Below are 26,590 nucleotides of genomic sequence, written 5' to 3' on the forward strand. Positions count from 1 at the left end.
GATGCGTTATGATGAATAGCCCGGCAGGGTTTTTCGAGCAATCGGAGGGTCGGCCGGATTGATAACAAAATACGGGGATGATCGGTTTCGACGATGTTAGTCGCGACAGGTGAAGCGGGCCGAGGATGCAGAATTATCTCGTAAACGCTGTCTGCAAACCAATAAGTGCCGAAAACAAGCGCACTGACTTCGCTCTTGCTGCCTAAGCAGTAAGACAGTCCGTCAGCCCGAGGTTGCTATTGCCCCGGATCCTGGCGTCATTTAGATAGCCACTGCTGTTTGCCTGCGTCATCGGGGTAAACGGGACTCTTAGATGACTGGGCCCGGATCAGCCACCTGTTTGCAGGAGGGCTGGGGCCGAGAAAATCCGACGCAAACTGCGCCCGGAGAAGCCCTGTTAACACGACATCGGACGGGGGTTCAATTCCCCCCATCTCCACCCTGTCCCTAGGGACAACGTCCTGCGAGGGACAATGCGAAGCACCCCGGTCCTGGACCGGGGTGCTTTTCTTTGCCCGGAACCGAAACCGAAACCGGAACCGGCCCCGGGCCCCGGGTCGCTCAGGCGCGTTCACCCACGGCGTACGCGATTCCGGACTAGGCGGGCGGCCGCCGTCGTTGTACTGGGTAGGCAACACACCCGGCGGCGACCACAGGAGGCGCACGGTGAGCACAGCACCCGGCTTCGATCTTCCGGACGAGAACGACGACGTACTCGACCAGTATTCCCAGACGGTCATCCGTGTCGCGGAGTCGGTCACGCCCCACGTTGCGGCCATCGAAATGACCAGTGAGCGGCGCAACGGCCGGGTCAGGATGGGCAGCGGTTCCGCCGTCGTGTTCACGGGCGACGGCTACATGCTGACCAACGCGCATGTGGTGGCCGGCCTTCGCTCCGGCCGGGCGGTGTTCGCGGATGGCAAGCACAGCGACGTCGAACTGGTCGGCGCCGACCGTTTGTCCGATCTGGCCATTGTCCGGGGGTTCCGCAGCACGCCGCCGCCAGCTATCCTGGGCAACGCCGAAACGCTGCGCGTCGGGCAGTTGGTGATCGCGGTCGGCAACCCGCTGGGGCTGGCCGGATCGGTAACGGCCGGCGTTGTCAGCGGCCTGGGCAGGTCCATCCCCGTCAGGGCGGGAGCACACACGCGCGTGATCGAGGACGTCATCCAGACCGACGCGGCCCTCAACCCGGGGAATTCCGGCGGGGCCCTGGCCGACACCCGCAGCCGGATAGTCGGCATCAATACCGCGGTGGCCGGGCTTGGCCTCGGGCTGGCCGTGCCAATCAACGCCACTACACGGAGGATCATCGCGGCGTTGCTCAAGGACGGCCGCGTGCGGAGGGCCTATCTGGGCCTGGTCAGCACCCCGATCCCCCTCGACGCCAGTGCCGTGGTCCGTACCGGGCAGAAGGAAGCCCTGCGGGTGGTGGAAGTGATCGCGGGATCCCCTGCCGAGCGGGCCGGCCTGGAGGCGGGGGACCTGGTCCTCAGTGCCCAAGGGCGGGCCGTTTCAAGCGCCGAAAGCCTGCAGAAACTGCTGTTCGCCAACGCAATCGGGGAGCCCTTCCCGCTCACCGTCCTTCGGGAGGGCAAAAGCCTGCGCGTGATCGCCGTGCCGAGCGAAATGAGCGACGCCGGATAGGGGCACCATGCGGACAAGCCGCGGGACATCCACCGCACAAGTCGCCGCACAAACAGAAGCCGGGGCTGCTGGCCCCGGCTTTGCCTACTTCTTCTTGATGTGTGCCACGGGATCGATGTCGGCTTCGGCGATTCCCTTGGCGCGCTTGTCCGCCCGTTTTTCCTTGATGGTTTTGGCTGCTTTTTTGGCTTCGTGCCGGTGCGGCGACTTGTCAGGCATGGTGCACTCCCTCACTGCGGGGCCGGTATGACCCCTTTGTTTGTAAGCTACGCCTGTTTCGCGTCCACGTCGACGACGCCGATGAACCGGCTGCCGATGCCGTCGAATTCGCTGCGTACCTGGCCCGCGTACAGCTCCGGCAGCTCGCTGTTCCGGTGGTGGCCACAGAAAACGAAGGAAAAGTCCGGCCACCATTTCTTGGGGCGGATGGCCTCGGAATAGCCGCACACCGCGCAGCTGAGATGAACCCAGACGGGGCGTTTGCCGGTGCGGTTGGCGCGCGACTGGAGCAGCCACTGCGGGGGATTGTTCTGCAGCTCTGCCAGCTCGGCCTCGGTGAGCCTGGACGGAATGCCGTGGCGCTGGGCCATTTCCATCGGAATATCAAGGGCCAATGCGGCGTCACGTCTGCTAATCACCATTCAACGATACGGGACTTCTGCGGTCCGGCCGTCCGCGGCGCTCAGCGTTCGGTGAGGACACAGCCTTCGTGGACGGACTCGCTCTGCACCCAGAGAGCCGAGGTGACTTCGTCCGCAAGATCGAACTCGCGGCGTTGTGCGCCGCTGCCGATCCGCACCACCAGCGCGCCGCCGAACGGCTTGCGCCCCACGACTTCCACGTCGGCGTCGAGATTGATGTCCTCGGACGCGAGATAACGGAGCAGATCAGGGTTTTCGTCGCTGATGCGGGTGATCCGGCCGGAGTGGCCATTGTCGAGTTCGATCATGCGGTGCGCATGGGGCAAGCGCACGGAACCGTCCGCGGCGGGGATGGGGTCGCCGTGGGGGTCGCGGACCGGGTTTCCGAGCTTGGCCGACATCCGTTGGATGAAAGTTTCGGAGACGGCGTGCTCGAGCATTTCGGCTTCATCATGGACTTCGTCCCAGCTGTAGCCGAGTTCCTGGACCAGGTAGGTCTCGATCAGCCGGTGCCGCCGGACCATCGCCAGGGCCAGCCGCATTCCTTCGCCGGTCAGCGTGATGGCGCTGTAGGGCTGGTGGTCCACGAGCCCCTGGTCCTTGAGCTTGCGGACCATCTCGGAAACGGATGAATTGGCGACTCCGAGCCGCTGGGCCAGCTGCGAGGACGTAATGGGCTTGTCCTGCCACTCCGTGAAGGAGTAGATGACCTTGACGTAGTCCTCGATCGAGGAGGAGGGCGCACTGGTCTTCACATTCCCAAGCCTACCGTGGACGTGGCTGCGTCAGGCTTTGACGGCACGCCAGGTCTGGGTGAGGTAGGGCAGTTGCAGAATCTCACCCGGGGCGTGGCCCAGGTGCTCGAACAGGTACCACTCGAGATTTCCCACGACCTTGGCACGGGTGGCCTCGTTGGCCCGCAGATAGTAGCTGCGGGACTTCACCAGCTCCAGGATGTCCTCCGGGGTCAGCGGATCCTCCCAGCGCGTCAGGTGGCTTTCCAGCCCCGTGAACTCCGGGCCGATGTGCGGGCGGAAGTCCGGCTTGTGCACATCGCCCGCGTGCATGATGCGTGAAAGGCGGTGGACCCAGGGCACCGAGGTGTCCAGCTGGTTCCAGATCAGGCCCAAGGTGCCGTGGGGCCGCAGGATGCGGGCGATCTCCGTGCTGGCTTTGAGGGGATCGCACCAATGCCATGCCTGGGCAACACTGACGACGTCGAATGCTGAGTCCGCCAGTGTCGTTGCCTCGGCCGTTCCCTCCAGGGCATGGACCCCTGGGAAGGCCTTGCGCAGTTGCTCCAGCATGTCCGCGGAAGGGTCCACCGCGGCCACCTCGAGGCCGCGCTCCACGAGGAGCGCTGTGAATTTTCCAGTGCCTGCACCGAGGTCCGCGGCTGTCCGCGCACCGGCGGGCACGAGCCAGTCGGCGGAATCGGCAGGGTAGCCCGGACGGACCTGCTCGTAGTGCTCGCCGCCGTCCTGGAAGCTTTGCGCGAGTTCGCGACGGCGCTGCTCATGGAGTTTGGGGCCGTGGAGTTTGGGGCCGCCCGGGCTGCCTTTGGAACGCAGGGCCACGCACAGACTCCTTCACGGCTCGCTACAAGTACCCTACGAATTTACCGCACGCGGCAGGTTCGGCCGGGCCTGTGGCCGCGGTGCCGCGACCAGCCGCCGGCCGTCAGTCGATGGTGCAGGGGGCGGCGCCGGCCGTGCCCGGCGTGTTCGGTGCCCACTCGGGGTAGCTCCGGTGGTCGTTGGCCGGCACCCAGCGGCCCGCGTCCACCACGTAGTCCCAGCCGAGGCCGGTGCGCTTGAGCTCTTCGATGCCGGCCAGCAGGCGCGTGGCATCTTCCAGGCGGGATCCGACGCCGAAACTGGCGCGCAGAGAGCCCGAGGGCAGGCCGAGGCGCTTGAGCAGCGGGTGGGCGCAGAAGCGGCCGTCGCGCAGGCCAATGCCGTGTTCGGCAGCCAGATAGGCGGCGACCAGCCCGGCGTCGAAGCCCTGTACCGAGAAGTTCACGACGCCGATGGTGTCGTTTTCGGTGTCCGTGTCGCTGAAGATCTGGTGGACGGTGACGCCGTCGATCCGGTTGAGGCCTTCCACCAGGTGCGAGCGGATGGCGGCCTCGTGGGCATGCCAGGCATCCTGGTCGAGCGAGGCAAGAACCTGCGTGGCGCGGGCGAGGGTGGCAGCGCCCAGCACATTGGGCGAACCGCCTTCGTGCCGGGCCGGGCCCGTGGCCCAGCTGACGGAATCCAGGCGTGCCTCGCGCACGGCCCCGCCGCCGGCAAGGTGCGGGGTCCCGGCGTCGAGCCAGTCCGGACGGCCGACCAGCACGCCGGCGCCGAACGGCGCGTAAAGCTTGTGGCCCGAGAAGACGAGGTAGTCGACGTCGGACGCTGCGATGTTGATGCGGCGGTGCGGCGCGAGCTGTGCTGCGTCCACCACGATCCTGGCGCCGTACTGGTGGGCCAGCGTGGCCAGGGCCGCGATCGGCAGGATCTCACCGGTGACGTTGGAGGCGCCGGTCACGGCGAGCAGGCTGACGCCGCCCTGCTGCAGGGCTGCGCGGACGTTTGCGATGGTCTCGGCCAGCGTGTCCGCCGCAACGATGCTGCGGTGGGGGACACCCTGCCAGGGCAGGAGGTTGGCGTGGTGTTCGATGTCCAGGTAGAGGACTTCGCCGGTGTGTTCACCGTCCTGCACGGGCAGGCAGCCGGCCAGCAGGTTCAGGGAATCGGTGGTGTTACGGGTGAAGATGACGGAATCGTCCGGACGGCCGCCCACGAATTCGCGGACAATGTTCCGCGAGTTTTCGTAGACCGAGGTGCTGATCTGGGAGGCGTAGCCCGCTCCGCGGTGGACGCTGGCATAGAAGGGCAGGATCTCATTGAGGTGGGCAGAGACCACGGTCAGGGCCGGTGCCGAGGCGCCATAGTCAAGGTTCGCGTAGCGGACGTGGCCGCCCTGGATCAAGGGCGCCTGCAGTTCTGCGCCGGTAACGGCGGCCAGAGGGCGGGAGGCTGCGTTCGACTGGGCAGACGTCGGCTGGGCGGCGGTGGGAGTAAAAGTGGCAGTGCTCATGGGACCTCACTCAAGAAGGACCCCGCATGCAGGGGATCCGCGCTTGCCGCATCCATGTCCGGACCGGCCTGGTCGTCACCCGGGGCACCCCACCGCGAATGGAGGGTTGCCGTCCAGCAAACCGGGGTTTAGCGCTGGCACTCGTGACCTGTAACGAGACTAGGGCACAGCCATGGCCTCTTCCAACGCGGGAAGCGTTTGTTAAGCCGTTTGTTACGTTGCCCTTGAAACCGGCATTCTGCCGAAGAAAAAACGGCGGATGCCCCGGAAAGGGGGCATCCGCCGTCGAAAATTCTGTGAAACTTTTGCGGGACCCGCCTGGGCGTGGACCTAGAGAAGGTCGTCCAGTCCCGGGTTCAGCCGCTTCAGGACCTCCGAATGAAGGATGGAGTTGGTGGCAAGGGCGTTGCCTCCGAACGGACCGTCTTCGCCCTCCAAGGAGGTGAAGCGGCCGCCTGCCTCGGTGACGATCGGCACGAGGGCCGCCATGTCGTAGAGGTTCAGTTCGGGCTCGCAGGCGATGTCCACGGAACCTTCCGCCACCATGCAGTAGGACCAGAAATCGCCGTAGGCGCGCGTACGCCAGACATCCTCGGTCAGGCCCAGGAATTCATCCAGGTTGCCGCGTTCCTTCCAGCCGCCCAGGCTCGAGTAGGACAGGGAGGCATCGGCCAGCCGCGAGACGTTGGAGACCTTGAGCCGGGTGGCGGAGGCCAGTGAGCGGCCCATGTATGCGCCGGCGCCCTTGGCGGCCCACCAGCGCTTGCCCAGTGCCGGGGCGCTGACCACGCCCACCACGGGCTCGCCTTCGTCCACGAGGGCAATCAGGGTGGCCCAGACCGGGACGCCCCGGACAAAGTTCTTGGTGCCGTCGATGGGGTCGATGATCCAGCGCCGGGAGCCGTGGCCGCTGCTGCCGAATTCCTCGCCCAGGACGGCGTCCCGGGGACGCGAGCGCGAGAGCTGGCCGCGGATGGCTTCCTCGGCCGCCTTGTCGGCGTCCGTGACGGGGGTCAGGTCCGGCTTGGTCTCGATGTGGAGGTCCAGTGCCTTGAAGCGGCCCATGGTCTGGTCATCCACGGAATCGGCCAGCACATGGGCCAGGCGCAGGTCATCGTTGTAGTTTGAAGCGGCTTGGGTCATGGTTCCAAACTACCGTCAATCGCGTCGCCGCTCGGGGAGGTGGAGCGGCAACGGCCTAGTTGACCGTTCCGAGTTCCTTGGTTTCCTTCGCTTCCTGGCGCGGGTCCGCTCCCAGAAGCCGGCGCAGCGAACCCAGTCGGGCGACGCCGGAGGGTCCGGCGTGGCCGCCAGTCACCCAGGCGTCCAGTCCACAGTTCACGGCGGTGGCGTCGTGCTTGCAGCCGCGGTCACAGCTTTCCGTGCCCGGTTCGAGGTCCGGGAAGGCATGCAGGATGCGGTCAGCGTCCACATGGGCCAGGCCGAAGGACCGGATGCCGGGGGTGTCGATGATCCAGCTGCCGCTGGGGGCGTTGTTGAGCTTCAGGGCCAGCGCGGACGAGGAGGTGTGGCGGCCGCGGCCGGTGACCGCGTTAACGCCGCCCGTGGCGCGCTCCGCGCCCGTCAGGGCGTTGACCATGGTGGACTTCCCGACGCCGGAATGGCCCAGCATGACGGTGACCTTGCCGTCGAGGTGGGCGCGGAGCTGGGAGACGGCGTCGCTGTCCAGGCGTGCGGACAGGCCGTCGTCGGAACGGGCATCGATGCCGGAGGCCTCGGCATCGGCGGTACGGCTGATGATGACCGGGAAGTCGAGGCTCAGATAGTTCGCCAGGAGATCGGCCGGGTCTTTGACGTCGGCCTTGGTGACGAGGAGCAGCGGCTCGATGCCGGCGTCGTAGGCCGCCACGAGGGCGCGGTCGATGAAGCCGGTGCGGGGCTCTGGGTTGGCGGCAGCGACCACCACCACCAGCTGGTCCGCGTTGGCAACGACCACGCGCTCGATGGGGTCGGTGTCATCGGCGCTGCGGCGCAGGAGCGTCCTGCGTTCCTCGACCCGGACGAGCCGGGCAAGGGTGTCGGGTTCGCCGGACACGTCGCCCACCAAGGCCACGAAATCGCCGGGGACCACGGGGTTGCGCCGCAGTTCACGCGCGCGGGCCGCGATGATGATGCGTTCGTTGTTGGAGTCTTCGCCCACCACGGCGGTGTAGCGGCCGCGGTCCACGGTGATGATGCGGCCGATCACCGCGTCATCGTAGCTGGGCCTGTCCTTGGTGCGGGGCCGGGTGCCCTTCTTGTTAGGCCGGATCCGGACGTCGGACTCGTCCCAGGAGCGTGCATCGCGTGCCATGCTCAGTTGCCGGCCCCTTCGCTGGCCTGGCCCTGCACAAGCATGGCGGCCCAGATCTGCGGGAATTCCGGCATGGTCTTGGACGTCGTGGCAATGTCCTCCACCTGCACGCCCTCGACGGCGAGGCCGAGGATGGCTCCGGCCGTCGCCATGCGGTGGTCCGCGTAGCTGTGCACGACGCCGGCATGCAGGGTTGCGGGGCGGATGACCAGGCCGTCGCTGGTCTCTTCGGCGTCGCCGCCAAGCCGTGTGATCTCGGCGACGAGCGCTGCGAGCCGGTCCGTTTCATGGCCGCGCAGGTGGGCGATGCCGGTGAGGCGGGACGGTCCGCTGGCCAGTGCGCAGAGCGCCGCGACGGTGGGCGCGAGTTCGCTGGTTTCATCGAAGTCGGCGCCCTTGATTTCGGGGCCGCCGGTGACGGTGAGCGTGCCGTCCGCCAGGGTCACGGTGGCCCCCATAGTGGCAAGGATCCCGCGCCAGAGGTCGCCCACCTGGGTGGTTTCCGTTGGCCAGTTGGGGATCCGGACCGTGCCCCGTGTTGCGAGCGCGGCGGCCAGGAAGGGCCCCGCGTTGGAGAGGTCCTGTTCAATGCGCTGGTCGAAGGCCCGGATGGGGCCAGGCGACACGCGCCAGTGGTTGGGAACCGAATCGTCCACCTGCACGCCCACGCCGCGCAGGACCGCGACCGTCATGTTGATGTGGTCCAGGCTGGGCACGGGCTTGCCCACGTGCTCCAGGTGCAGGCCCTCCGTGAAGCGGGCGCCGACCAGCAGGAGCGCGGAGACGAACTGCGAGGAGGCGCTGGCGTCGATGACCAAGTGTCCGCCACGGACTTCGCCCGTGCCGTTCACCGTGAAGGGAAGGGACGACGCCGGGCCGCCATCCGCCGTGCCGACGGACAGGCCGAGCGCGCCCAGTGCCTCGATGATGGTGCCCATGGGCCGCTTGCGGGCATGCGGATCGCCGTCGAACACCGTGCTGCCCTTGCGCAGGGCGGCCAGTGGGGGCACGAAGCGCATGACCGTGCCGGCAAGGCCGCAGTCGATGGCCGTGTCGGAACCGGGGGCTGCCGGGTCGATGGGCGTGATCTCAAGGTCCGGGCCGTAGTCGCCGTCGCCGGGGACCTCGGTGACGGTGGCGCCGAGGCGTCGGAGTGCCTCGACCATCAGGACGGAGTCGCGGGAATGCAGGGGCGCCCGCAGCCTGGACGGACCGTCGGCGAGCGCCGCCAGCACCAGGTAGCGGTTGGTCAGCGATTTGGATCCCGGGACCGTGACGGTGGCATTCACGGGTCCGTGCGCATACGGCGCCGGCCACAGGGGAAGGGTTGAAGCGGGGGGGATGCCTGCGGCATCGGGGTTTGCTGCGGGGGTACCTGTCATGCTTCCTTATGCTCCAACTACGTTGTCTACGGCCTTGCGGACGGCTTTGTCTGCCCTCTTGAGCTGCTTGCCCGTGGCCTTCCTGGCGTCGATGGCCAGGTGTTCTGCCCGCCAGGCCAGGCTGGGGCGGCCTGCCGTGTCCGCGGCCGCGAGCAGCACCCCGCCTGTAAGTGAAATGTTCTTGAGCAGCTGGGCGCGGCGCGCCTGGCGGCCTTCCTTGGTGCTGATGTCCGCCGAGCGCCACTCCACGAACGTGTTCAGAGCCGAGGTCAGCGTCAGCACCGCGGCGGAGAAACGCGCGAACTTGCCCAGGCCCAGCAGTGCGCCGGCGCCCAGCTGGGCGCCGCCGATCATCCGGGCGAGCATCTTTTCATCTGCCGGGAACGGCAGGGATTCCGAAGCCCGGCGCAGGATGGGGGACAGTTGGGCCGCCGTGTCATCCGCGTTCTTGAGCTTGTCCAGGCCTGCGATGACAAAGCTGGACGCCAGCATGGGCCGGGCGAGAAAACGGATAAGGGACATGTCTTGCCTCCTGAGGGCTTGCCACAACGTTCAAGGGGTGCAGTCTGCTCTAGTCTTGCACCTTTGCGGAATATTTACCCAGCGGGCACCGTTGTGAAGAGAAGGTGCGGTGGTGGCCGGACCGCAGAATTGTAATTGCCACATCAGCGAGCGGAGATGGTTTTTTGACGTTGCTTAAGGACCGCGAAGAGTTGCTGGATCCCGTGTTGGTACTGCAGCCGGCGTCGCGGAAGGTGACAGTAGACTTGAAAACAATGAGCACCATGGATCCGGCCGCAGCGGCCACATACCCGGCAGCCGGGGCGGAAGACGCCGTCGACGACGCGAGCCCAAGTGGCGACGTCGGCGTTGATCTGGAAACGGAGACTCCCGAGCAGCGGAGGCTGCGCTTCGAGCGCGACGCCATGCAGTACGTCGACCAGTTGTATTCCGCCGCGATGCGGATGGCCCGGAACCCTTCGGATGCCGAGGACCTCGTGCAGGAGGCCTACACCAAGGCGTTCTCGGCGTTCCACCAGTACAAGCCGGGGACGAACCTCAAGGCCTGGCTGTACCGCATCCTGACAAACACGTACATCAACCTTTACCGGAAGCGGCAGCGCGAACCGCTGCAGTCGAATTCGGACACGATCGAGGACTGGCAGCTGGCCAGGGCGGAGTCGCACACTTCGGCGGGACTCCGTTCCGCCGAAGCGGAAGCACTTGACCACCTGCCGGACTCGGACGTCAAGAAGGCCCTGCAGGCGATCCCCGAGGAATTCCGCCTTGCGGTGTATTTCGCCGACGTCGAGGGCTATGCGTACAAGGAAATATCGGAAATCATGAACACCCCGATCGGGACCGTGATGTCCAGGCTGCACCGCGGCCGGAGGATGCTGCGGGACATGCTGGCCGACTATGCCGCAGAACGGGGATTCAAGGCCCGCACGGAAGACCAGGCTCCGGCCGGGAGCATCACACAGGAGAAACAGAAATGAGCGACTGCCAAGGATTGGGCGATTGCGACGACACCCGGATGCAGCGCATCTACGAATACCTCGACGGTGCACTGACGCGTGAGGACCTCAAGGAAATCAAGCACCACCTGGACGGCTGCCCCGAGTGCGCCGAGCAGTACGACCTCGAGTGCGTCATCCGCACCCTGGTCAAGCGCTCATGCACGGAAGCGGCACCGGAAAACCTGAAGAACTCGATCCTTGAGCGGATCCACTCAATCAAGCCGGTGGACGTCTAGCCTGGCGCCGCTGCCATACTGCCGAACGCCGAGGGCCCCGGAAACCAATGGTTTCCGGGGCCCTCGCATTTAAGCCTTTACGCTAAGCCGCTGGCTTAGGTGTTGGGACGCTTGCCGTGGTTTGCGCCGCCGCGCTTACGGTCACGACGCTTACGTGCACGCTTGCTCATAGCTGGCCTCCTTAATTTTTTGATACTCAATAAAGCTGCCCTCCAGTTTCGCACATCCGGACGCCGCGCAGCGAACCGGCACGACGGCGGCGCCAGCTGCGGCCGTGTGCGGCCGGGCCTGGAAGTCCATGGACTTCGCGGTGGACTGGGCGGCTTCGGCCGTGGTCGCCAACCATGAGGTTGCGGGCCGTGGAAGGAAAGGGCTCTTTTCGTTACTCGGGCTGCGCGATCCGGAGCCACTGGAACCAGCCGCGGTGCAGCACCAGCCACGCCATCAACCCGTAGCCGGCCTGGCCGGGCGTGCCGCCGTTGGAGGCGAGGTCCGTCCGCCACTGTTCGTGGTTGAGCAGCGGGGAGAACGTGTCCACGTAGTGGTGGTTTCGGCGGGTGGTGACATCCGCAAACGCAGTGTTCAGCTCGGCGAGCCGGCGGTTGCGGGCGGGATCGAGCGTGGGCGGCGGGCCGACCACGAAAACCGAGATGCCGCTGTGCGAGGCGCCATCGAGGATATTGGCGAGGTTCAGGCGGCTGCGTGCCGTGGAAAGGCCGAATTCGAGGTCCCGTCCCGAGAGCCCGATGACCAAGCGGTTCTCGTGGGCATCGCTGAAGCGCCGTCCCGCCTCATCCAGCCAGCGGGCCGCGAGACCCTCCGTGCCTTCCATCGGACAGGGGAGCGCGAAACTCTCCACCGAAACTGAGTCCTGGGGCGTGCGGGCCAGCACGCGGCCCAGCCAGCCCAAGGCCCGGGGGTCACCCAGTCCGGCGAGCAGTTCATCTCCAACAGCTGCAATGCGCAGCTTCCTGTCTTCCACGGCTACCTCTTCACACTATGTTGCGGTCCTTGCATGGTATCTGGCCCGGCGGGCCGATTCGCGTACCCGTTCCATCAGACGATCGTCGTTAAACAAGACTGCCCGGGGGGAGGGGGCATGTGCCCACCTCCCCCGGGCAGTCATGGACTTACTTGCGTGCGAAGGCCTGCTTGAGCAGTGCGTCCTGCTCGGCGGCGTGGCGCTTCATGGAACCGGCGGCAGTGGATGCCGACGCCGGGCGCGACACCAGCTGGACCTTGCGGTCCAGTGCCTGCGGCAGGTTCAGGCCGATGAACGGCCACGGACCCTGGTTGGCCGGCTCGTCCTGGGCCCAGACGATGTCGGCGTTCGGGTACTTGGCCAGCTCCGCCTCGATCTCGGCCTGCGGCAGCGGGTACAGCTGCTCCACGCGGATGATCACCGTCGACGTGTCGCCGGACTTCTGGCGGTTCGACAGCAGGTCGTAGTACAGGCGGCCGGACACCAGAATGACCCGGTCGACGTTCTGCGCCGGCAGCGGTTCGTGCTCAGCGATGACCGGCTTGAAGCCGCCCGTGGTGAAGTCCGCGACGGAGGACGCCGCGGCCTTGAGGCGCAGCAGCTGCTTCGGGGTGAAGATGATCAGCGGCTTGCGCGGACGGCTGTAGGCCTGGCGGCGCAACAGGTGGAAGTGCGAGGCAGCCGTGGTGGGGTTGGCCACGATCATGTTGTCCTCGGCACAGAGCTGCAGGAAGCGCTCGATGCGGGCGGAGGAGTGGTCCGGGCCCTGGCCCTCGTAGCCGTGCGGCAGCATGAGCACCAGCGAGGAACGCTGGCCCCACTTCTGCTCGGCGGAGGAAATGAATTCATCGATGATGGTCTGCGCACCGTTGACGAAGTCACCGAACTGGGCTTCCCACAGCACCAGGGCATCCGGGCGCTCCACGGAGTAGCCGTACTCGAAGCCCATGGCCGCGTATTCGGACAGCAGGGAATCGTAGATCCACAGCTTGGCCTGCTTGTCCGAAAGGTTGCCCAGGGGCAGCCACTCGTTGCCGTTGGCGCGGTCGTGGAAGACCGCGTGGCGCTGCACGAACGTGCCACGGCGCGAGTCCTGGCCGGCGAGGCGGACCGGGACGCCTTCCATGATGAGCGAACCGAAGGCCGCGATTTCGCCGAAGCCCCAGTCGATGCCGCCTTCACGGGACATCTGCTCACGCTTCTCGAGGAGCTGTTTGAGCTTGGAGTGGACGGTGAAGCCTTCCGGGACTTCCAAGTGGGCCTGGCCGATGCGGGTGAGGGTATCCACGGAGATCGCGGTGGAGGCCGGCGAGTTGGTGCCGAAGTCCGCCTGCTGCGCAATGGGACGCTCGATGTCCGATACCGCGGCGGAGTCCGCCGTGATGATCGGGATGGGCGAGGTCTGCGCGGCGTGGGTCTCTGCGAAAACGCGCTCGAGGCGCTCCTGGTAGTCGCGGAGCAGCTGCTCTGCTTCTTCCTCGGTGATGTCGCCACGGCCGATCAGCGACTCGGTGTAGAGCTTGCGCACCGAACGCTTGGCCTCGATCAGGTTGTACATCAGCGGCTGGGTCATCGAGGGGTCGTCGCCCTCGTTGTGGCCACGGCGGCGGTAGCACACCATGTCGATGACAACGTCCTTGTGGAAGCGCTGGCGGAACTCGTAGGCGAGCTGCGCGATGCGCACCACGGCCTCGGGGTCGTCACCGTTCACGTGGAAGACCGGGGCCTGGATCATCTTGGCGACGTCCGTGGAGTACGTGGACGAACGCGAGGATGACGGTGCCGTGGTGAAGCCGACCTGGTTGTTCACGATCACGTGGATGGTGCCACCCGTGCGGTAACCGCGCAGCTGGGACAGGTTGAGGGTTTCAGCCACAACGCCCTGTCCGGCGAAGGCCGCGTCACCGTGGACCATGATCGGCAGGACCGGGAAGGCCTCGCCCTGGTCCAGGCGGTCCTGCTTGGCGCGGACGATGCCTTCGAGGACGGAGTCCACGGCTTCAAGGTGGGACGGGTTGGCGGCCAGGTAGACCTTGGTCTGCTTGCCGTTGTCCGAGGTGAACGTGCCTTCGGTGCCGAGGTGGTACTTGACGTCGCCGGAACCCTGGACGGAGCGCGGGTCCTGGGTGCCCTCGAATTCACGGAACACCTGGGCATAGGTCTTGCCCGCGATGTTGGTGAGCACGTTGAGGCGGCCACGGTGGGCCATGCCGATGGCAACTTCGTCGAGGCCGTCGTCGGCGGCGTCGGAGATGATGGCATCGAGCAGCGGAATCAGGGACTCGCCGCCTTCGAGGGAGAAGCGCTTCTGGCCGACGAACTTGGTCTGCAGGAAGGTTTCGAAGGCCTCGGCGGCATTGAGCTTGGACACGATGCGCAGCTGCTCTTCGCGGCTCGGCTTCGAGTACGCGTGCTCCAGCTGGTCCTGGAACCATTTGCGCTCGGCAGGCTCCTGGATGTGCATGTACTCGATGCCGGTGGTGCGGCAGTAGGCATCGCGCAGCACGCCGAGGATGTCGCGGAACTTGAGCATCGGCTTGCCGCCGAAGCCGCCCGTGGGCCATTCGCGGTCCAGGTCCCACAGCGTCAGGCCGTAGGTCAGGACGTCGAGGTCCGGGTGCTTGCGCTGCACGTATTCCAGCGGGTCGGTATCGGCCATGAGGTGGCCGCGTACACGGTACGCGTGGATGAGCTGCTGGATGCGGGCGACCTTGTTGATCTCGTCAGCGGGGTCGACCTGGAGGTCGGGGCTCCAGCGGACGGGCTCGTACGGGATACGCAGCGCTTCGAAGATCTCGTCATAGAAGTTCTGTGCGCCCAGCAGGAGCTGGTGCACCAGCTTGAGGAACTCGCCGCTGCCGGCACCCTGGATGACGCGGTGGTCATAGGTGGAGGTCAGCGTGAGGATCTTGCTGATGGCGTTCTGGGCGATGATCTTCTCGCTGGCGCCCTGCCACTCGGCCGGGTAGTCGAGAGCACCCACGCCGATGATGGCAGCCTGTCCCTTGGACAGACGCGGAACGGAGTGGACCGTGCCGATGCCTCCGGGGTTGGTCAGCGAGACGGTGGTGCCTGCGTGGTCATCGGCCGTGAGCTTGCCGTTGCGGGCACGCTTGATGAGGTCCTCGTAGGTGTGCCAGAACTCGGCGAAGTCCATGGTCTCGGCCTTCTTGATGTTCGGAACCATCAGGAGGCGGGTGCCATCGGGCTTGGGCATGTCGATGGCGATGCCGAAGTTGACGTGGGCCGGCTGCACGGACACCGGCTTGCCGTCGACCTCGTCGTAGTAGACGTTCATCGACGGGAACTGGGACAGGGCACGGACCACGGCGTAGCCGATGAGGTGCGTGAAGGACACCTTGCCGCCGCGGGCACGGGCAAGGTTGGAGTTGATGACAACACGGTTGTCGATCAGCAGCTTGGCCGGTACGGCGCGGACGCTCGTAGCGGTGGGGACTTCCAGGCTGGTCACCATGTTGGTGGCGATGGCCTTGGCCGGGCCGCGGAGGACGGAGACGACGTCTTCCTCGGGGGCCGTGGGAGCCTTGGTGCTCTTGGGCAGTTGGGCCGGGATCGGCTGGGCAGCATTGCCTCCGGCCGGCTTCTTGGCCCCGTCACGGGCAATCGTGGCGGGGGCTTTCCTTGCCGGCGCAGGTGCAGCGGGTGCAGCAGGAGCGGCGGCGGTAGTCGGGGCGGCCGCGGGAGCGGCCGGCGACGGTGCCGGAGCCGCTGCAGCCGGGGCTACGACGGGAAGTTCGCGTGTGGGGGGATGGGCAGCAATGGCGGCTGCGGAGGATCCGTTGGAAGACGTGCCGTCACCGGTCTTGAAGGATTCGAACAGCGGCCACCACTTGGTGTCGACCGAATTCTTGTCCTGCTGGTACCGCTCGTACAGTTCATCAACGAGCCACTCGTTTCCGCCAAATTCCTCGGGTAGACGGTGGCTGGGCTGCTCTGGCACTTGAAATACGCCTCTTCCATGAGTGTTGATTTCCAGCTGGCTGAAGGTTGCGTTTTCGCAACGATGAACCAGGGTCCGGGTCCCGCGAACTCAGACCCCTGCCAGTCTAGTTACGATCTTTGGTTAACTGCCAATAGTGGTGACCTAAATCATGCCGGTGCGGACGCAAAGCCTGGCGGGGCCCCGGCCAGCCTCCGGTTGACCCTTCGTGAAGCCCGCCGCAGGCAGGGCTGCAGCCGGACTGTAGACTGAAATTCTTATGGACAGTAAATCTAGGTGCCGGCCTGGGAACTGCAGCGGAAGCCGTCTTGGCAAATCCGCACAGCCTGCCCGCCGAGCCGGCAACACCCGTTCACATGCCCATCACGCGCCGGCCTTCAGTGCCGGCGGCGACGCGGACCATGCGTCCACCGCGCCCGACCAGCCTCCGCCGGATAAAAGCTCCGGTTTGACGCCGCACTGCCTCAGTCTCTCCCTGCGGGCAGGTGGCCGCTGAATGGAATGGCTCCTGCTCGCCGCCGGAATCCTGCTGATTCTTGGAACAGGCTTCTTCGTGGCGGTTGAGTTCTCACTCGTCGCACTGGACCAGGCGACGGTCCAGCGTGCGGTCGACGACGGCGACCACGCCGCAGTCCCGCTGCTGAAGTGCCTCAAGTCCCTGTCCACCCAGTTGTCGAGCTGCCAGCTCGGCATTACCCTCACCACGCTGTTGACCGGCTTCGTCATGGAACCGTCCGTGGGCCGGCTCCTGGTGGGGCCGCTCGGCGTGCTGGGCGTCGGCACTGAGGCTGCCCACTCCCTGGCGCTGGTAATTGCGATGGTCTTTGCCACGGTGTTGTCGATGCTGATCGGCGAACTGGTGCCCAAGAACATGGCCATCGCACTGGCCTTCCCGCTGGGCCGCCGGCTAGCCCGGCCGCAGCTGGTCTTCACGGCTGTGTTCAAGCCCGCCATCGTCGTGCTCAACGGCTTCTCCAACAAGGTCCTGAACCTGTTCGGACTCGAGGCCAAGGAGGAGATCTCCGGCGCCCGGACCCCTGCCGAGCTGGCTTCCCTGGTCCGGCGTTCGGCAGAGCTGGGAACCCTCGACGCCGGCACGGCCAACTTTGTCGCCCGGACGCTCAGTTTCGCGGAGCGCACGGCAGCGGATGTCATGACGCCGCGCATCCGCATGGAAACCATCGACGCCGAACAGCCGGTAACGGACATCATCGACGCCGCGCGGCGCACAGGGTACTCCCGCTTCCCGGTCATCGGCGACTCCGCGGACGACATCCGCGGCGTGGTGCACGTCAAGAAGGCGGTGGCTGTGCCGTCGGACCGTCGTGCCAATCTGGAGGCCGGGGCCATCATGACCGACGTTCTCCGGGTGCCGGAGACCATCCATCTGGATGCGCTGCTGACGGAACTGCGCGAGGGAAACCTGCAGCTCGCCGTCGTGCTTGATGAATACGGCGGCACCGCCGGCATCGCCACGCTTGAGGACCTCGTGGAGGAAATCGTGGGCGAAGTCTCCGATGAGCATGACAAGGTGCGTCCGGGGCTGCTGCAGAGTGCCTCGGGGGACTGGTACTTCCCGGGCCTGCTGCGCCCGGATGAGGTGTCCGAACAGATTCCGGGACTCACTGTTCCGGACGAGGCCGCCTATGAAACGGTGGGCGGCTACGTCATGAGCAAGCTGGGACGCATTGCCGCCGTGGGCGACGTCGTGGAGACGGGCGGCGGAACACTGACAGTCACGCGCATGGACGGCCGCCGGATCGACCGCATCTGTTTCCGCCACCTCGAACCCGGGCAGCCGGCCGATGCGGACAGCCGCAACGCCAAGCATGAGGCAGGTGCAGCATGAGCGACTGGGCAGGAATTCTCTGGCTCGTGCTGCTCCTGATCGGCAACGCGTTCTTCGTGGCCGCCGAGTTCGCGGTCATGTCTGCACGGCGCAGTCAGATTGAGCCGCTGGCCGAGGCCGGTTCCAAGCGGGCGCAGACCACGCTCCGTGCCATGGAGAGCGTCTCGCTTATGCTCGCGTGTGCGCAGCTGGGCATCACGGTCTGCTCGCTGCTGATCCTCCACGTGGCCGAACCGGCCATCCACCACCTGCTGGCCGTGCCGCTGGGCGCCGTCGGGGTGCCCGTGGAGCTGGCCGACATCGTGGCCTTTGTCATCGCCCTGCTCGCCGTGACGTTCCTGCACGTGACGTTTGGCGAAATGGTGCCCAAGAACATCTCGGTCTCGGTGGCCGACAAGGCGGCGCTGCTGCTGGCACCGCCGCTGATGTTCATTGCCGGCCTGGTCAAGCCGGTCATCTGGACGCTGAACTGGGCCGCAAACCACATCCTGCGGGCCATGAAGATCGAGCCCAAGGACGAGGTCTCCTCCTCCTTCACGCTCGAGGAGGTCCAGTCGATCGTGCAGGAGTCCACGCGCCATGGCCTGGTTGATGACGAATCCGGGCTGCTGACGGGTGCATTGGAATTTTCGGAGCACACTGCTGCGCACATCATGGTGCCGCTGGACAAGCTGGTGATGCTCAAATCGGCGTCCACGCCGGTTGAGCTGGAGAAAGCCGTCAGCCGCACCGGATTCTCCCGCTTCCCGATGCTGGACGACGACGGCGAGCTGGCCGGCTACATCCACGTGAAGGATGTGCTGTCCATCCCGGAGGAGGGGCGGAACCACCGGATCGCCGAGGGGCGGATCCGTTCGCTGGCCAACCTGTCGCCGGATGACGAGATCGAGGACGCGATGGCCGTGATGCAGCGTACCGGTTCGCATCTGGCCCGTGTGGTGGGCCCGGGCGGCGCCACGCTGGGCGTGCTGTTCCTGGAAGACGTCATCGAACAGCTGGTCGGCGAGATCCGCGACGCCACCCAGGCAACCGGCATCCGGCGGCTGGGCGGCCAGGAACGCGTGTAGTGCTCCCGGGGACAGGGTGGCTGTGCTGCCCTGTCCACGGCCATGCCGGGCCGCCCGGTGATCCCTAAATAGGAATCATTCACATTTGGCGCTACACTCGAAGACGCCAGCTATTGTGTTTGATTCTCATTTCGCCTGCTGGCTTTCGCCAGCCTGTTGCTTTTCACTAGATCGAGGTTTTCGTGCGCTCCACTGCCGCCCGCCTGTCCCTGGCCGCCTCTGCGGGCCTGGCCCTTCTGCTCACCGCCTGCGCGGCGCCGGCCGCTACGCCGCCGTCGGTCTCCTCCGCCGTCATTGAGGTGGTCACCTCCACCAATGTGTACGGCGACATCGTCAAAGCCATCGGCGGCGACAAGGTCAAGGTGACGTCCATCATCACCAAGACCAGCCAGGACCCGCACTCCTATGAAGCCAGTGCCCAGGACAAGCTCGCGGTGTCCAAAGCGAAGCTGGTGGTGGAAAACGGCGGCGGCTACGACGACTTCCTGCACAAGCTCGCCGACGACACGAACGTGGGCCACGACAACGTGGTCAGCGCCGTGGAGGTGTCCGGTCTTGCCTCGGAGGAAGACCAAGCCCACTCAATCGAGTCTGCATCTCCTGCTGCCGACGAGCACAGCCACAGCACCGGCCACTTCAATGAACACGTCTGGTACAGCCTGGCGTCCATGGGCAAGCTGGCGGATGCCGTAGCAGCCAAGCTCAGCGCCCTGGACTCCGCTTCCGCGGGAACTTTTACCGCCAATGCGGACACGTTCAAGACATCCCTGACCGAACTGGAAACGAAGCTGGATGCCGCCAAGGCAGCCGGAACCGCCGTTCCGGTGGCCATTACGGAGCCCGTTCCGCTGTACCTGTTGGAAGCAGCAGGCCTGGAAAACAAGACTCCGGAAGCCTTCAGTGATGCCATTGAGGAAGGCGCGGACGTGCCGCCGGCGGTCCTGAAGGAGACCACCGAGCTGCTGGGAACCAAGGCCGTCCGCCTCCTGGCCTACAACGCCCAGACCGAAGGCCCGCAGACCGAGGCCGTGAAGAATGCGGCCACCGCGGCGGGCATCCCGGTGGTCGATTTCACGGAGACTCTGCCCGAGGGCCTGGACTACCTCCAGTGGATGACCGCGAACGTCAAGAACCTCACTGACGCACTGGGCAAGTAGGGCTCCGGGCAAGTAGCCCGCCCAGCAAACACCAGACTGCCGCCGTGGGCCCTGCAATCGTCCTAAGATGTTCACGACGGCTGCGGGGCCCTGCGCACTCCACCAACAACTGCGTTCCTTCGGCAACGCATGGATCGAGGACAATCTTTTGACACCGGTAGTGAGCCTTCGCGGGGCCGGCCTCCAATTCGGCAAGCGGGTCCTGTGGGCCGGCCTCGACCTGGACATCAACCCCGGGGAGTTCTTCGCCGTGCTCGGACCGAACGGGAGCGGAAAGACGAGCTTCCTCAAGGTCCTCCTCGGGCTGCAGGAACTGCACTCCGGCACCGTGTCGCTGGGCGGACATCCCGTGGAACGCGGCAGCAAGCGCATCGGGTACATCCCGCAGCAGAAATCCTTCGCCCCGGACACCCCGCTGCGGGCCCGTGATCTGGTTGGCTTGGGCATCGATGGCCACCGCTGGGGCATGCGCCTTGGCGCAGCCAGGGTCAACCGCCGCGTGGACGAACTGCTGGACCTTGTGGGGGCATCCGACTATTCCAACGTCCCGGTGGGCCTGCTGTCCGGCGGCGAACAGCAGCGGCTGCGCGCTGCCCAGGCCCTGGCCACCGATCCACAAGTGCTCCTCTGCGATGAGCCGCTGCTTTCCCTGGACCTGCACCACCAGCAGGGCGTCAGCGCCCTGATCAACAGGCAATGCCACGAACGCAACAGTGCCGTGGTGTTTGTGACCCACGAAATCAACCCCGTGATCGACTACGTGGACCGGGTCCTCTACCTGGCCGGGGGCCGCTTCCGGGTGGGTACACCGCAGGAGGTCATGACCACGGACGTTCTTTCGGAGCTGTACAACAGTCACGTGGAAGTCATCCACGCGAACGGCAGGATCGTCGTCGTCGGGCTCCCGGACGCCACCACGCACTTCCATGACGACGCCCACCCAACCGCCGGGGAGGACTTCTAAATGGATCTCGGCAGCATCCTGCAGACCATCTTCAACTTCGAGAACTACGGCGAACTGCTGGCCCTGGTGCAGAACTCCATCTGGGCCGGTGCCGTGCTGGGCCTGCTCGGCGGGCTGGTGGGCACCTTCGTCATGAAGCGGGACCTCGCCTTCGCCGTGCACGGCATCTCCGAGCTGTCCTTCGCCGGCGCCGCGTTCGCCCTGCTGATCGGCGCAGACATCATCTTCGGCTCGCTGGCCGGTTCCGTGGCGGCCGCGCTGCTGCTGGGCCTCATGGGGGTCCGGGCCAGGGACAAGAACTCCATCATCGGCGTCATCATGCCCTTCGGCCTTGGTCTGGGGATCCTCTTCCTGGCCCTCTACGAGGGCCGGGCGGCCAACAAGTTCGGACTGCTGACGGGCCAGATCGTTTCCGTGGACACGGTGCAACTGCAGGCCCTGGCGGGCACCGCCGTCGTGGTCATGATTGCGCTGGCCGCCATCTGGCGACCGTTGAGCTTTGCCAGCGGCGATCCCGAAATGGCCGAGGCACGCGGCGTGCCCGTCCGCGGCCTGGCCATCGGTTTCATGGTGATGCTGGGCGTGAGCGTAGCGTTGTCGATCCAGATCGTGGGCGCCCTGCTGGTTCTGGCCCTGCTGATCACCCCCGCGGCAGCAGCCCTCCGGGTGACGACGTCGCCCCGGCTGGTGGTGCTGCTGAGCGTCGCCTTCGCCGTCTCCGCCACGGTGGGGGGCATTCTGCTCGCATTGGGCAGCCGGATCCCGATCAGCCCCTACGTGACCACGCTGTCATTCCTGATCTATGTGGTGTGCCGGGTCATCGGCAGTGTCCGCGCCAAGCGCGGGCTCATGGGCCGGGTGACGCGGGAGGCCGCGCCGGCTGCGGCTGCCTAAAGCAGCCCGCTTACAGGAGTCCGGCGGCCTTCGTGGCCGTGCAGTCGGGGCAGAGCCCGAAGATCTCCACGGTGTGGGCCACCTCGGTGAAGCCGTGCTCCGCTGCCGTGCGTGCTGCCCAGGTCTCGACGGCGGGGGCCTCCACCTCCACTGCCTTGCCACAGCTGCGGCACAACAGGTGGTGATGGTGCCCGGTCACGGCGCAGCGGCGGTATACGGCCTCGCCCTCGGCGTTGCGCAGGACGTCGATGAGTCCGTCATCGGCGAGGGACTGCAGGATGCGGTAGGCGGTGGCCAGGGAAACGGAAATCCCTTTGTTCTGCAACAGGCGGTAGAGCTCCTGGGTGCTGACGAAGTCGTCCAGTTCGTCCAGGGCGGCGCTCACGGCCAGGCGCTGCTTGGTGACACGCTGCTCCTTGACGCCCGCAGCGGCTGGAGTGGCGGCGGCGCTGGTGCCGTGCGGCATTGGTGGACTCACTTCCCTGGTGATGCTGGCAAACCCCAATTTTACCAGCCGGGGCAGCGTGGACACTCCCCGGAGCGGACCATAGGCTTGCGGAATGAAGCTCACCAAGTTCACGCATGCCTGTGTCCGCCTCGAGAAGGACCGGCACGTGCTGGTCATTGATCCCGGATCGTTTTCGGAGACCGAGGAAGCCTTGGCGGGGGCGCAGGCTGTGCTGGTCACCCACCAGCACACCGACCACATCGACGTCCCGGCCGTGGTCATGGCGCTTCGGAACAATCCCGAACTGCAGGTCCATGCCCCTGCCGTTGTTGCGGAGGAGCTGAAGGCGAAAGCAGCCGACGACGGCGGGCGGATCCATGCGGTGGAGCCCGGCAGTGTCTTCGAGGCGGCCGGCTTTGCCATCCGTACCTTCGGCGGGCAGCACGCCTTGATCCATCCGCAGATCCCCGTTGTGGCCAACATCGGCTACCTCGTGGATGACAACGTGTTCCACCCCGGGGATTCCTTCGTGGTGCCGGACGGCATCAGCGTGCAGACCCTGCTGGTCCCCATCCACGCGCCGTGGTCCAAGGTGGGCGAAGTGGTGGACTTCGTGGTCTCGGTCAGGGCGCCGAAGGCCTTCCCCGTCCATGACGGCCTGCTCAACGAGCTGGGCCGGGGAATCGTGGAGGGACACGTGACCCGGATCGGTGCCAAGTACGGAACGCAGTACGCCCGTCTCGGCACCCGCGAATCAGTCGAGGTCTGAGGCCGGCCAGACGCCCGTTTCATGGAAGCGGGCCAGCGCGGCCTCATGCGGCGCGGGGTCGAGCCCCTTTTCCGCCAGCCAGCCCGCGTTGCAGTAGCTTCCGGCGTAGCGGTCGCCGCTGTCGCACATGAGCGAAACGATGCTCCCGCGCTGGCCCTCGGCCACCATCTGCGCCACGAGCTGCCACACACCCCACAGATTGGTGCCCGTGGACGGCCCGGCGTGCAGGCCGGCCAGCCCGTGCAGCTGGCGCATGGCCGCCACCGAGGCGGCGTCTGGGACCTGGATCATGTGGTCGATGACGGCGGGGACGAAGCTGGGCTCCACGCGCGGCCGGCCGATGCCCTCGATCCGCGACGGCAGTCCGGTGCTGTATTCGGCCAGGCCGTCGCGCCATGCCGGATAGAACGCCGAATTCTCGGGATCCACCACGGCCAGCCTGGTGTCATGCCGGTTGTAGCGCAGGTACCGGCCGATCGTGGCGCTGGTGCCGCCCGTGCCGGCCCCCACCACGATCCAGCGGGGAACAGGATGCTCTTCGAGGGCGAGCTGTTCAAAGATGGACTCGGCGATGTTGTTGTTGCCGCGCCAGTCCGTGGCCCGCTCCGCGTACGTGAACTGGTCCATGTAGTAGCCGCCGGAGGTCCGGGCGGTTTCCTCGGCCACGGCATAGACCTCCGAGGCGTGGTCCACCAGCAGGCAGGCGCCGCCGAACTGTTCGATCAGGGCAATCTTTTCCGGGCTGGTGGTCTTGGCCATGACCGCCACGAACGGCAGGCCGATGAGCCGCGCAAAATAGGCCTCGGAGACGGCCGTGCTGCCGCTGGAAGCCTCCACGATGGTGGTGCCCTCGGTGATCCAGCCGTTGACGAGCCCATACAGGAACAGGGACCGTGCCAGGCGGTGCTTCAGGCTGCCGGAGCGGTGCGTCGACTCGTCCTTAAGATACAGCTGCACGCCCCAGTGCTCAGGGAGCGGCACCGCGTAGAGGTGGGTGTCCGCCGAACGGTTGTTCTCGGCCTCGATCTTGCGGATGGCCTCATTGGCCCAGGCCCGGTCCTGATTGCACGATTTACTCACTTCCCCAGCCTACCGGCGCCGGACGGGACACCCGGATAGTCTGGAACCATGACTACCCTTCTGGATGCAACTGAACTGCGCCGTCGCCTGGAGTCGGGCGGGCGCACCGTGGTGGTGGACGTCCGCTGGACCCTCGGCGATCCCAACGGCCATGCCCACTACCTCGAGGCGCACCTGCCCGGGGCCGTGTATGCCGATCTGTCCACCGAATTGGCGGACCATGCGGAGCCCGGACGCGGCCGCCATCCGCTGCCTTCGAAACAGAAGTTCCAGGAGTCCGCGCGGCGCTGGGGCCTGCACGACGGCGACACCGTGGTGGCCTACGACGACTCGGGCAACATGGCCGCTGCACGCCTGTGGTGGATGCTCCGCGATGCCGGCGTCGGGTCCGTCTACCTGCTCGACGGCGGCCTGGCCGCCTGGCGTGCCGCCGGTTACCCGGTAGAGGCAGGCGAGGTGGTCCCCGCCGTCGGGAGCATCACCCTCGGCGAGGGCCACATGCCGGTGATCACCGAAGAGGAGACGGCCGCATGGCCGCAGCACGGAACCCTGCTGGACGCCCGGGCCGGGGAACGGTACCGCGGTGATGTGGAGCCCGTCGACCCCCGCGCCGGGCACATCCCCGGTGCTGTGAGCGCCCCCACCACGGAGAACCTCTCCGCCGGCGGGCGCTTCCTGGACCCCGGACAGCTGCGCCGGCGCTTTGCCGGGCTGGGCCTGGATCCGGCCGGCCAGGTGGCCGTGTACTGCGGCTCCGGCGTCACGGCATCCCACGAGATCGCCGCGCTGGAAATCGCCGGCTACCGGGCGGCACTGTTCCCCGGCTCGTTCTCGCAGTGGTCCACCAATGCGGCCAATGCCGTGGACACCGGGGACCGGCCGTATGCGGCCGGCGCTCCGGGCGACGGCACTGTTCCCACTGGCACGCGCCCAACTGGCACAAGGGCAGTCCCCGGGAGTAGCGTCAGGGCATGACCCCCGGACGCCCTGTGCCCCCGCCTTTTGCCAAGCCGATTCCCACCATGGACGGCCCTGAAGCAGGCGGCTCCCGCCTTGCCGCTGCGTACGGCGCCACCTCGCCGGAAAGCGGCTTGCTGCCCCTGACAGTCGCCCGGCGCGCCCCCAAGGAAGACGACGTCGAAATCGACATCGAGTTCTGCGGCCTCTGCCACTCGGACGTCCACACCATCCGCGGCGAATGGAGCCTGCCGGCGTATCCGCTGGTGCCGGGCCACGAAATCGTGGGCCGCGTCCGCCGCGTCGGTCCGGCCGTGGACGACTTCGCTCCCGGCGACAGGGTGGGCGTCGGCTGCCTGGTGGACTCCTGCCGCGAATGCGACAGCTGCCTTGAGGGCCTGGAGCAGTACTGCGAGCGCGGCAACACCGGCACCTACGGCTCTAAAGATGCCCGCAATGGTGACGCCATCACCCAGGGCGGCTACGCGACGTCGGTGGTGGTGGACCGCCGCTATGTGCTGCGCATCCCGGAAGGCCTGGACCCGGCTGCCGCGGCCCCGCTGCTCTGCGCCGGCATCACCACTTACTCGCCGCTGCGCCACTTCGACGTGGAGGAGGGCGACTCCGTGGGCGTTGTGGGCCTCGGCGGCCTGGGCCACATGGCCCTCAAGATCGCCAAGGCCATGGGCGCCGAGGTGACGGTGTTCACCACGTCCGAATCCAAGGTCGACGCCGCGCTCGAACTGGGAGCAGACCGGGTGGTCCTGTCCAAAGACGCCGCCGCCATGGCCGCGGCAGACCGCAGCATCGACGTCATCCTTGACACCGTGGCGGTTCCGCACGACCTCAACCCGTACTTCCGCACCCTCCGGCTGGACGGGGCTCTGTTCCAGTTGGGGCTGCCCTCGGAGGACATGCCCCCGGTAAGACCTGGAAACCTGATCCGCCGCCGCCTCGCCTACGCGGGGTCTCTCATCGGCGGCATCGAAGAAACCCAGGAGATGCTGGACTTCTGCGCCGAACACGGCGTGGCCAGCGACATTGAAATCATCGGCGCGGAGCAGCTGAACGAAGCCTACGACCGCATGGTGGCCGGCGACGTGAAGTACCGTTTCGTGCTGGACACCGCAACCCTGCAGGAACCATCGGAAAGGGCGGATGCATGAGCACCCTGTTCACCAAGATCATCAACGGCGAGATTCCCGGACGCTTTGTGTGGAAGGACGATGACGTGGTCGCGTTCCTGACGATTGCCCCGATCACCCAGGGCCACACCCTGGTTGTGCCGCGCGAGGAAGTCGACTCCTGGACGGACGCCACGCCGGAACTGCTGGGCAAGGTCATGGACGTCGCGCAGAAGATCGGCCGCGTCCAGGAGGCCACCTTCGATGCCAAGCGCGTGGGCGTGCTCATGGAGGGCTTCGAAATCAACCACCTGCACGTCCACGTATGGCCGGCCTACTCGATGGCCGACTTCGAGGTGCACAACGTTGACCACCACCCGGACCCCGCCGTCATGGACGCGACGGCCGTGAAGTTCCGGGCCGCGCTGCGCAACGCCGGGCACGAGGCTTTCGTCCCGGTGGACTGACACCCGGAGGCATCATGGCAACCCCCAAAGCCGCCCTAGCCGGG

At 66.4% G+C, this 26,590-nt stretch carries 26 protein-coding genes, 1 other RNA gene and 1 riboswitch; of the genes, 13 read left to right on the top strand and 14 right to left on the bottom strand.

What is annotated here, in order from left to right; translation table 11 throughout:
• Positions 1 to 73: 73 nt before the first annotated feature.
• Together ssrA and J1902_RS02580 are read left to right on the top strand one after the other, a co-directional pair.
• Positions 74 to 442, top strand: a transfer-messenger RNA (tmRNA) gene (gene ssrA / locus J1902_RS02575).
• Between the two features lie 224 nt (positions 443 to 666).
• Entirely contained in the window at positions 667 to 1,647 is a 981-nt protein-coding gene (locus tag J1902_RS02580) for a S1C family serine protease (protein WP_207614699.1), read from the top strand.
• A gap of 84 nt (positions 1,648 to 1,731) precedes the next feature.
• Here the strand turns inward: J1902_RS02580 and J1902_RS19635 are convergent, their stop codons facing one another.
• From J1902_RS19635 to J1902_RS02620, 9 genes are all read right to left on the bottom strand, one after another.
• Positions 1,732 to 1,866 carry a hypothetical protein gene (locus tag J1902_RS19635; protein WP_278253585.1) on the bottom strand — a complete coding sequence of 45 codons (135 nt, stop codon included), beginning with the start codon at positions 1,864 to 1,866 and terminating at the stop codon, positions 1,732 to 1,734.
• A 47-nt stretch (positions 1,867 to 1,913) separates the two neighbouring features.
• Positions 1,914 to 2,288 carry a hypothetical protein gene (locus tag J1902_RS02585; protein ID WP_242701513.1) on the bottom strand — a complete coding sequence of 125 codons (375 nt, stop codon included), beginning with the start codon at positions 2,286 to 2,288 and terminating at the stop codon, positions 1,914 to 1,916.
• A gap of 41 nt (positions 2,289 to 2,329) precedes the next feature.
• The gene (locus J1902_RS02590; protein WP_207614700.1) at positions 2,330 to 3,043 is read right to left on the bottom strand and encodes a metal-dependent transcriptional regulator; all 714 of its coding nucleotides are present in this window, start codon (positions 3,041 to 3,043) and stop codon (positions 2,330 to 2,332) included.
• Positions 3,044 to 3,073: 30 nt separating this feature from the next.
• The gene (locus J1902_RS02595; RefSeq protein ID WP_207614880.1) at positions 3,074 to 3,859 is read right to left on the bottom strand and encodes a class I SAM-dependent methyltransferase; all 786 of its coding nucleotides are present in this window, start codon (positions 3,857 to 3,859) and stop codon (positions 3,074 to 3,076) included.
• Positions 3,860 to 3,968: 109 nt separating this feature from the next.
• Positions 3,969 to 5,375 carry an aminotransferase class V-fold PLP-dependent enzyme gene (locus tag J1902_RS02600; RefSeq protein ID WP_207614701.1) on the bottom strand — a complete coding sequence of 469 codons (1,407 nt, stop codon included), beginning with the start codon at positions 5,373 to 5,375 and terminating at the stop codon, positions 3,969 to 3,971.
• A 34-nt stretch (positions 5,376 to 5,409) separates the two neighbouring features.
• Positions 5,410 to 5,524: riboswitch (SAM riboswitch) on the bottom strand.
• A 181-nt stretch (positions 5,525 to 5,705) separates the two neighbouring features.
• A complete protein-coding gene (hisN, locus tag J1902_RS02605; protein ID WP_207614702.1) occupies positions 5,706 to 6,518 on the bottom strand; it encodes a histidinol-phosphatase in 813 nt (270 codons plus the stop codon).
• A gap of 55 nt (positions 6,519 to 6,573) precedes the next feature.
• A complete protein-coding gene (rsgA, locus tag J1902_RS02610) occupies positions 6,574 to 7,689 on the bottom strand; it encodes a ribosome small subunit-dependent GTPase A (RefSeq protein ID WP_207614703.1) in 1,116 nt (371 codons plus the stop codon).
• A 2-nt stretch (positions 7,690 to 7,691) separates the two neighbouring features.
• Positions 7,692 to 9,071: a 3-phosphoshikimate 1-carboxyvinyltransferase gene (aroA, locus tag J1902_RS02615; protein WP_207614704.1), complete on the bottom strand. Its 1,380-nt coding sequence runs from the start codon at positions 9,069 to 9,071 to the stop codon at positions 7,692 to 7,694.
• Positions 9,072 to 9,077: 6 nt separating this feature from the next.
• On the bottom strand, positions 9,078 to 9,593 hold the full coding sequence (locus tag J1902_RS02620) for a DoxX family protein (protein ID WP_207614705.1): 516 nt from the start codon (positions 9,591 to 9,593) through the stop codon (positions 9,078 to 9,080).
• Positions 9,594 to 9,757: 164 nt separating this feature from the next.
• Here J1902_RS02620 and J1902_RS02625 point away from each other — a divergent pair, with 164 nt between their 5' ends.
• Positions 9,758 to 10,570, top strand: coding sequence for a sigma-70 family RNA polymerase sigma factor (locus J1902_RS02625; RefSeq protein WP_372434328.1), 813 nt, complete (start codon positions 9,758 to 9,760; stop codon positions 10,568 to 10,570).
• Positions 10,567 to 10,827, top strand: a complete 261-nt coding sequence (rsrA, locus tag J1902_RS02630; protein ID WP_207614707.1) for a mycothiol system anti-sigma-R factor — start codon at positions 10,567 to 10,569, stop codon at positions 10,825 to 10,827. The genes J1902_RS02625 and rsrA overlap by 4 nt, the downstream gene beginning before the upstream one ends.
• 95 nt (positions 10,828 to 10,922) lie before the next feature.
• On the opposite strand, the gene J1902_RS19855 is transcribed toward rsrA, so the two are convergent.
• The 3 genes from J1902_RS19855 to J1902_RS02640 form a co-directional block, all read right to left on the bottom strand.
• Positions 10,923 to 10,997, bottom strand: coding sequence for a 50S ribosomal protein bL37 (locus tag J1902_RS19855; protein WP_369299106.1), 75 nt, complete (start codon positions 10,995 to 10,997; stop codon positions 10,923 to 10,925).
• Between the two features lie 212 nt (positions 10,998 to 11,209).
• On the bottom strand, positions 11,210 to 11,809 hold the full coding sequence (locus tag J1902_RS02635) for a GDSL-type esterase/lipase family protein (protein ID WP_207614708.1): 600 nt from the start codon (positions 11,807 to 11,809) through the stop codon (positions 11,210 to 11,212).
• A 148-nt stretch (positions 11,810 to 11,957) separates the two neighbouring features.
• Entirely contained in the window at positions 11,958 to 15,770 is a 3,813-nt protein-coding gene (locus tag J1902_RS02640) for a multifunctional oxoglutarate decarboxylase/oxoglutarate dehydrogenase thiamine pyrophosphate-binding subunit/dihydrolipoyllysine-residue succinyltransferase subunit (RefSeq protein ID WP_207614709.1), read from the bottom strand.
• Positions 15,771 to 16,266: 496 nt separating this feature from the next.
• Between J1902_RS02640 and J1902_RS02645 the strand changes: the two genes are divergently transcribed.
• The 5 genes from J1902_RS02645 to J1902_RS02665 all read left to right on the top strand — a co-directional run bounded on the left by J1902_RS02645 (position 16,267) and on the right by J1902_RS02665 (position 21,701).
• Positions 16,267 to 17,619, top strand: a complete 1,353-nt coding sequence (locus tag J1902_RS02645; RefSeq protein ID WP_207614710.1) for a hemolysin family protein — start codon at positions 16,267 to 16,269, stop codon at positions 17,617 to 17,619.
• Positions 17,616 to 18,686, top strand: a complete 1,071-nt coding sequence (locus J1902_RS02650; protein WP_207614711.1) for a hemolysin family protein — start codon at positions 17,616 to 17,618, stop codon at positions 18,684 to 18,686. The genes J1902_RS02645 and J1902_RS02650 overlap by 4 nt, the downstream gene beginning before the upstream one ends.
• Positions 18,687 to 18,868: 182 nt before the next feature.
• Complete coding sequence (locus J1902_RS02655) at positions 18,869 to 19,843, top strand: metal ABC transporter solute-binding protein, Zn/Mn family (protein ID WP_207614712.1); 975 nt, start codon at positions 18,869 to 18,871, stop codon at positions 19,841 to 19,843.
• A 160-nt stretch (positions 19,844 to 20,003) separates the two neighbouring features.
• Entirely contained in the window at positions 20,004 to 20,807 is an 804-nt protein-coding gene (locus J1902_RS02660; RefSeq protein WP_307794353.1) for a metal ABC transporter ATP-binding protein, read from the top strand.
• Positions 20,808 to 21,701 carry a metal ABC transporter permease gene (locus tag J1902_RS02665; RefSeq protein WP_207614714.1) on the top strand — a complete coding sequence of 298 codons (894 nt, stop codon included), beginning with the start codon at positions 20,808 to 20,810 and terminating at the stop codon, positions 21,699 to 21,701.
• Positions 21,702 to 21,711: 10 nt separating this feature from the next.
• Here the strand turns inward: J1902_RS02665 and J1902_RS02670 are convergent, their stop codons facing one another.
• Positions 21,712 to 22,167: a Fur family transcriptional regulator gene (locus J1902_RS02670; protein WP_207614881.1), complete on the bottom strand. Its 456-nt coding sequence runs from the start codon at positions 22,165 to 22,167 to the stop codon at positions 21,712 to 21,714.
• Positions 22,168 to 22,261: 94 nt separating this feature from the next.
• On the opposite strand from J1902_RS02670, the gene J1902_RS02675 reads away from it, so the two are divergent.
• A complete protein-coding gene (locus J1902_RS02675) occupies positions 22,262 to 22,918 on the top strand; it encodes an MBL fold metallo-hydrolase (RefSeq protein ID WP_207614715.1) in 657 nt (218 codons plus the stop codon).
• On the opposite strand, the gene cds1 is transcribed toward J1902_RS02675, so the two are convergent.
• Positions 22,904 to 23,998, bottom strand: a complete 1,095-nt coding sequence (gene cds1, locus J1902_RS02680; protein ID WP_207614716.1) for an L-cysteine desulfhydrase Cds1 — start codon at positions 23,996 to 23,998, stop codon at positions 22,904 to 22,906. The two genes, J1902_RS02675 and cds1, sit on opposite strands and share 15 nt — an antisense overlap.
• A gap of 48 nt (positions 23,999 to 24,046) precedes the next feature.
• Here cds1 and J1902_RS02685 point away from each other — a divergent pair, with 48 nt between their 5' ends.
• Genes J1902_RS02685 through J1902_RS02695 form a run of 3 tightly spaced genes read left to right on the top strand, consistent with a single transcriptional unit; the run spans position 24,047 to position 26,546 of the window.
• A complete protein-coding gene (locus tag J1902_RS02685; protein WP_207614717.1) occupies positions 24,047 to 24,973 on the top strand; it encodes a sulfurtransferase in 927 nt (308 codons plus the stop codon).
• On the top strand, positions 24,970 to 26,121 hold the full coding sequence (locus J1902_RS02690) for an NAD(P)-dependent alcohol dehydrogenase (RefSeq protein ID WP_207614718.1): 1,152 nt from the start codon (positions 24,970 to 24,972) through the stop codon (positions 26,119 to 26,121). Before J1902_RS02685 ends, J1902_RS02690 begins: the two co-directional genes overlap by 4 nt.
• Entirely contained in the window at positions 26,118 to 26,546 is a 429-nt protein-coding gene (locus J1902_RS02695) for an HIT family protein (protein ID WP_207614719.1), read from the top strand. The genes J1902_RS02690 and J1902_RS02695 overlap by 4 nt, the downstream gene beginning before the upstream one ends.
• Positions 26,547 to 26,590 lie beyond the last annotated feature (44 nt).

The organism is Arthrobacter cavernae (assembly GCF_017368795.1).
Classification (GTDB): Bacteria; Actinomycetota; Actinomycetes; order Actinomycetales; family Micrococcaceae; genus Arthrobacter; species Arthrobacter cavernae.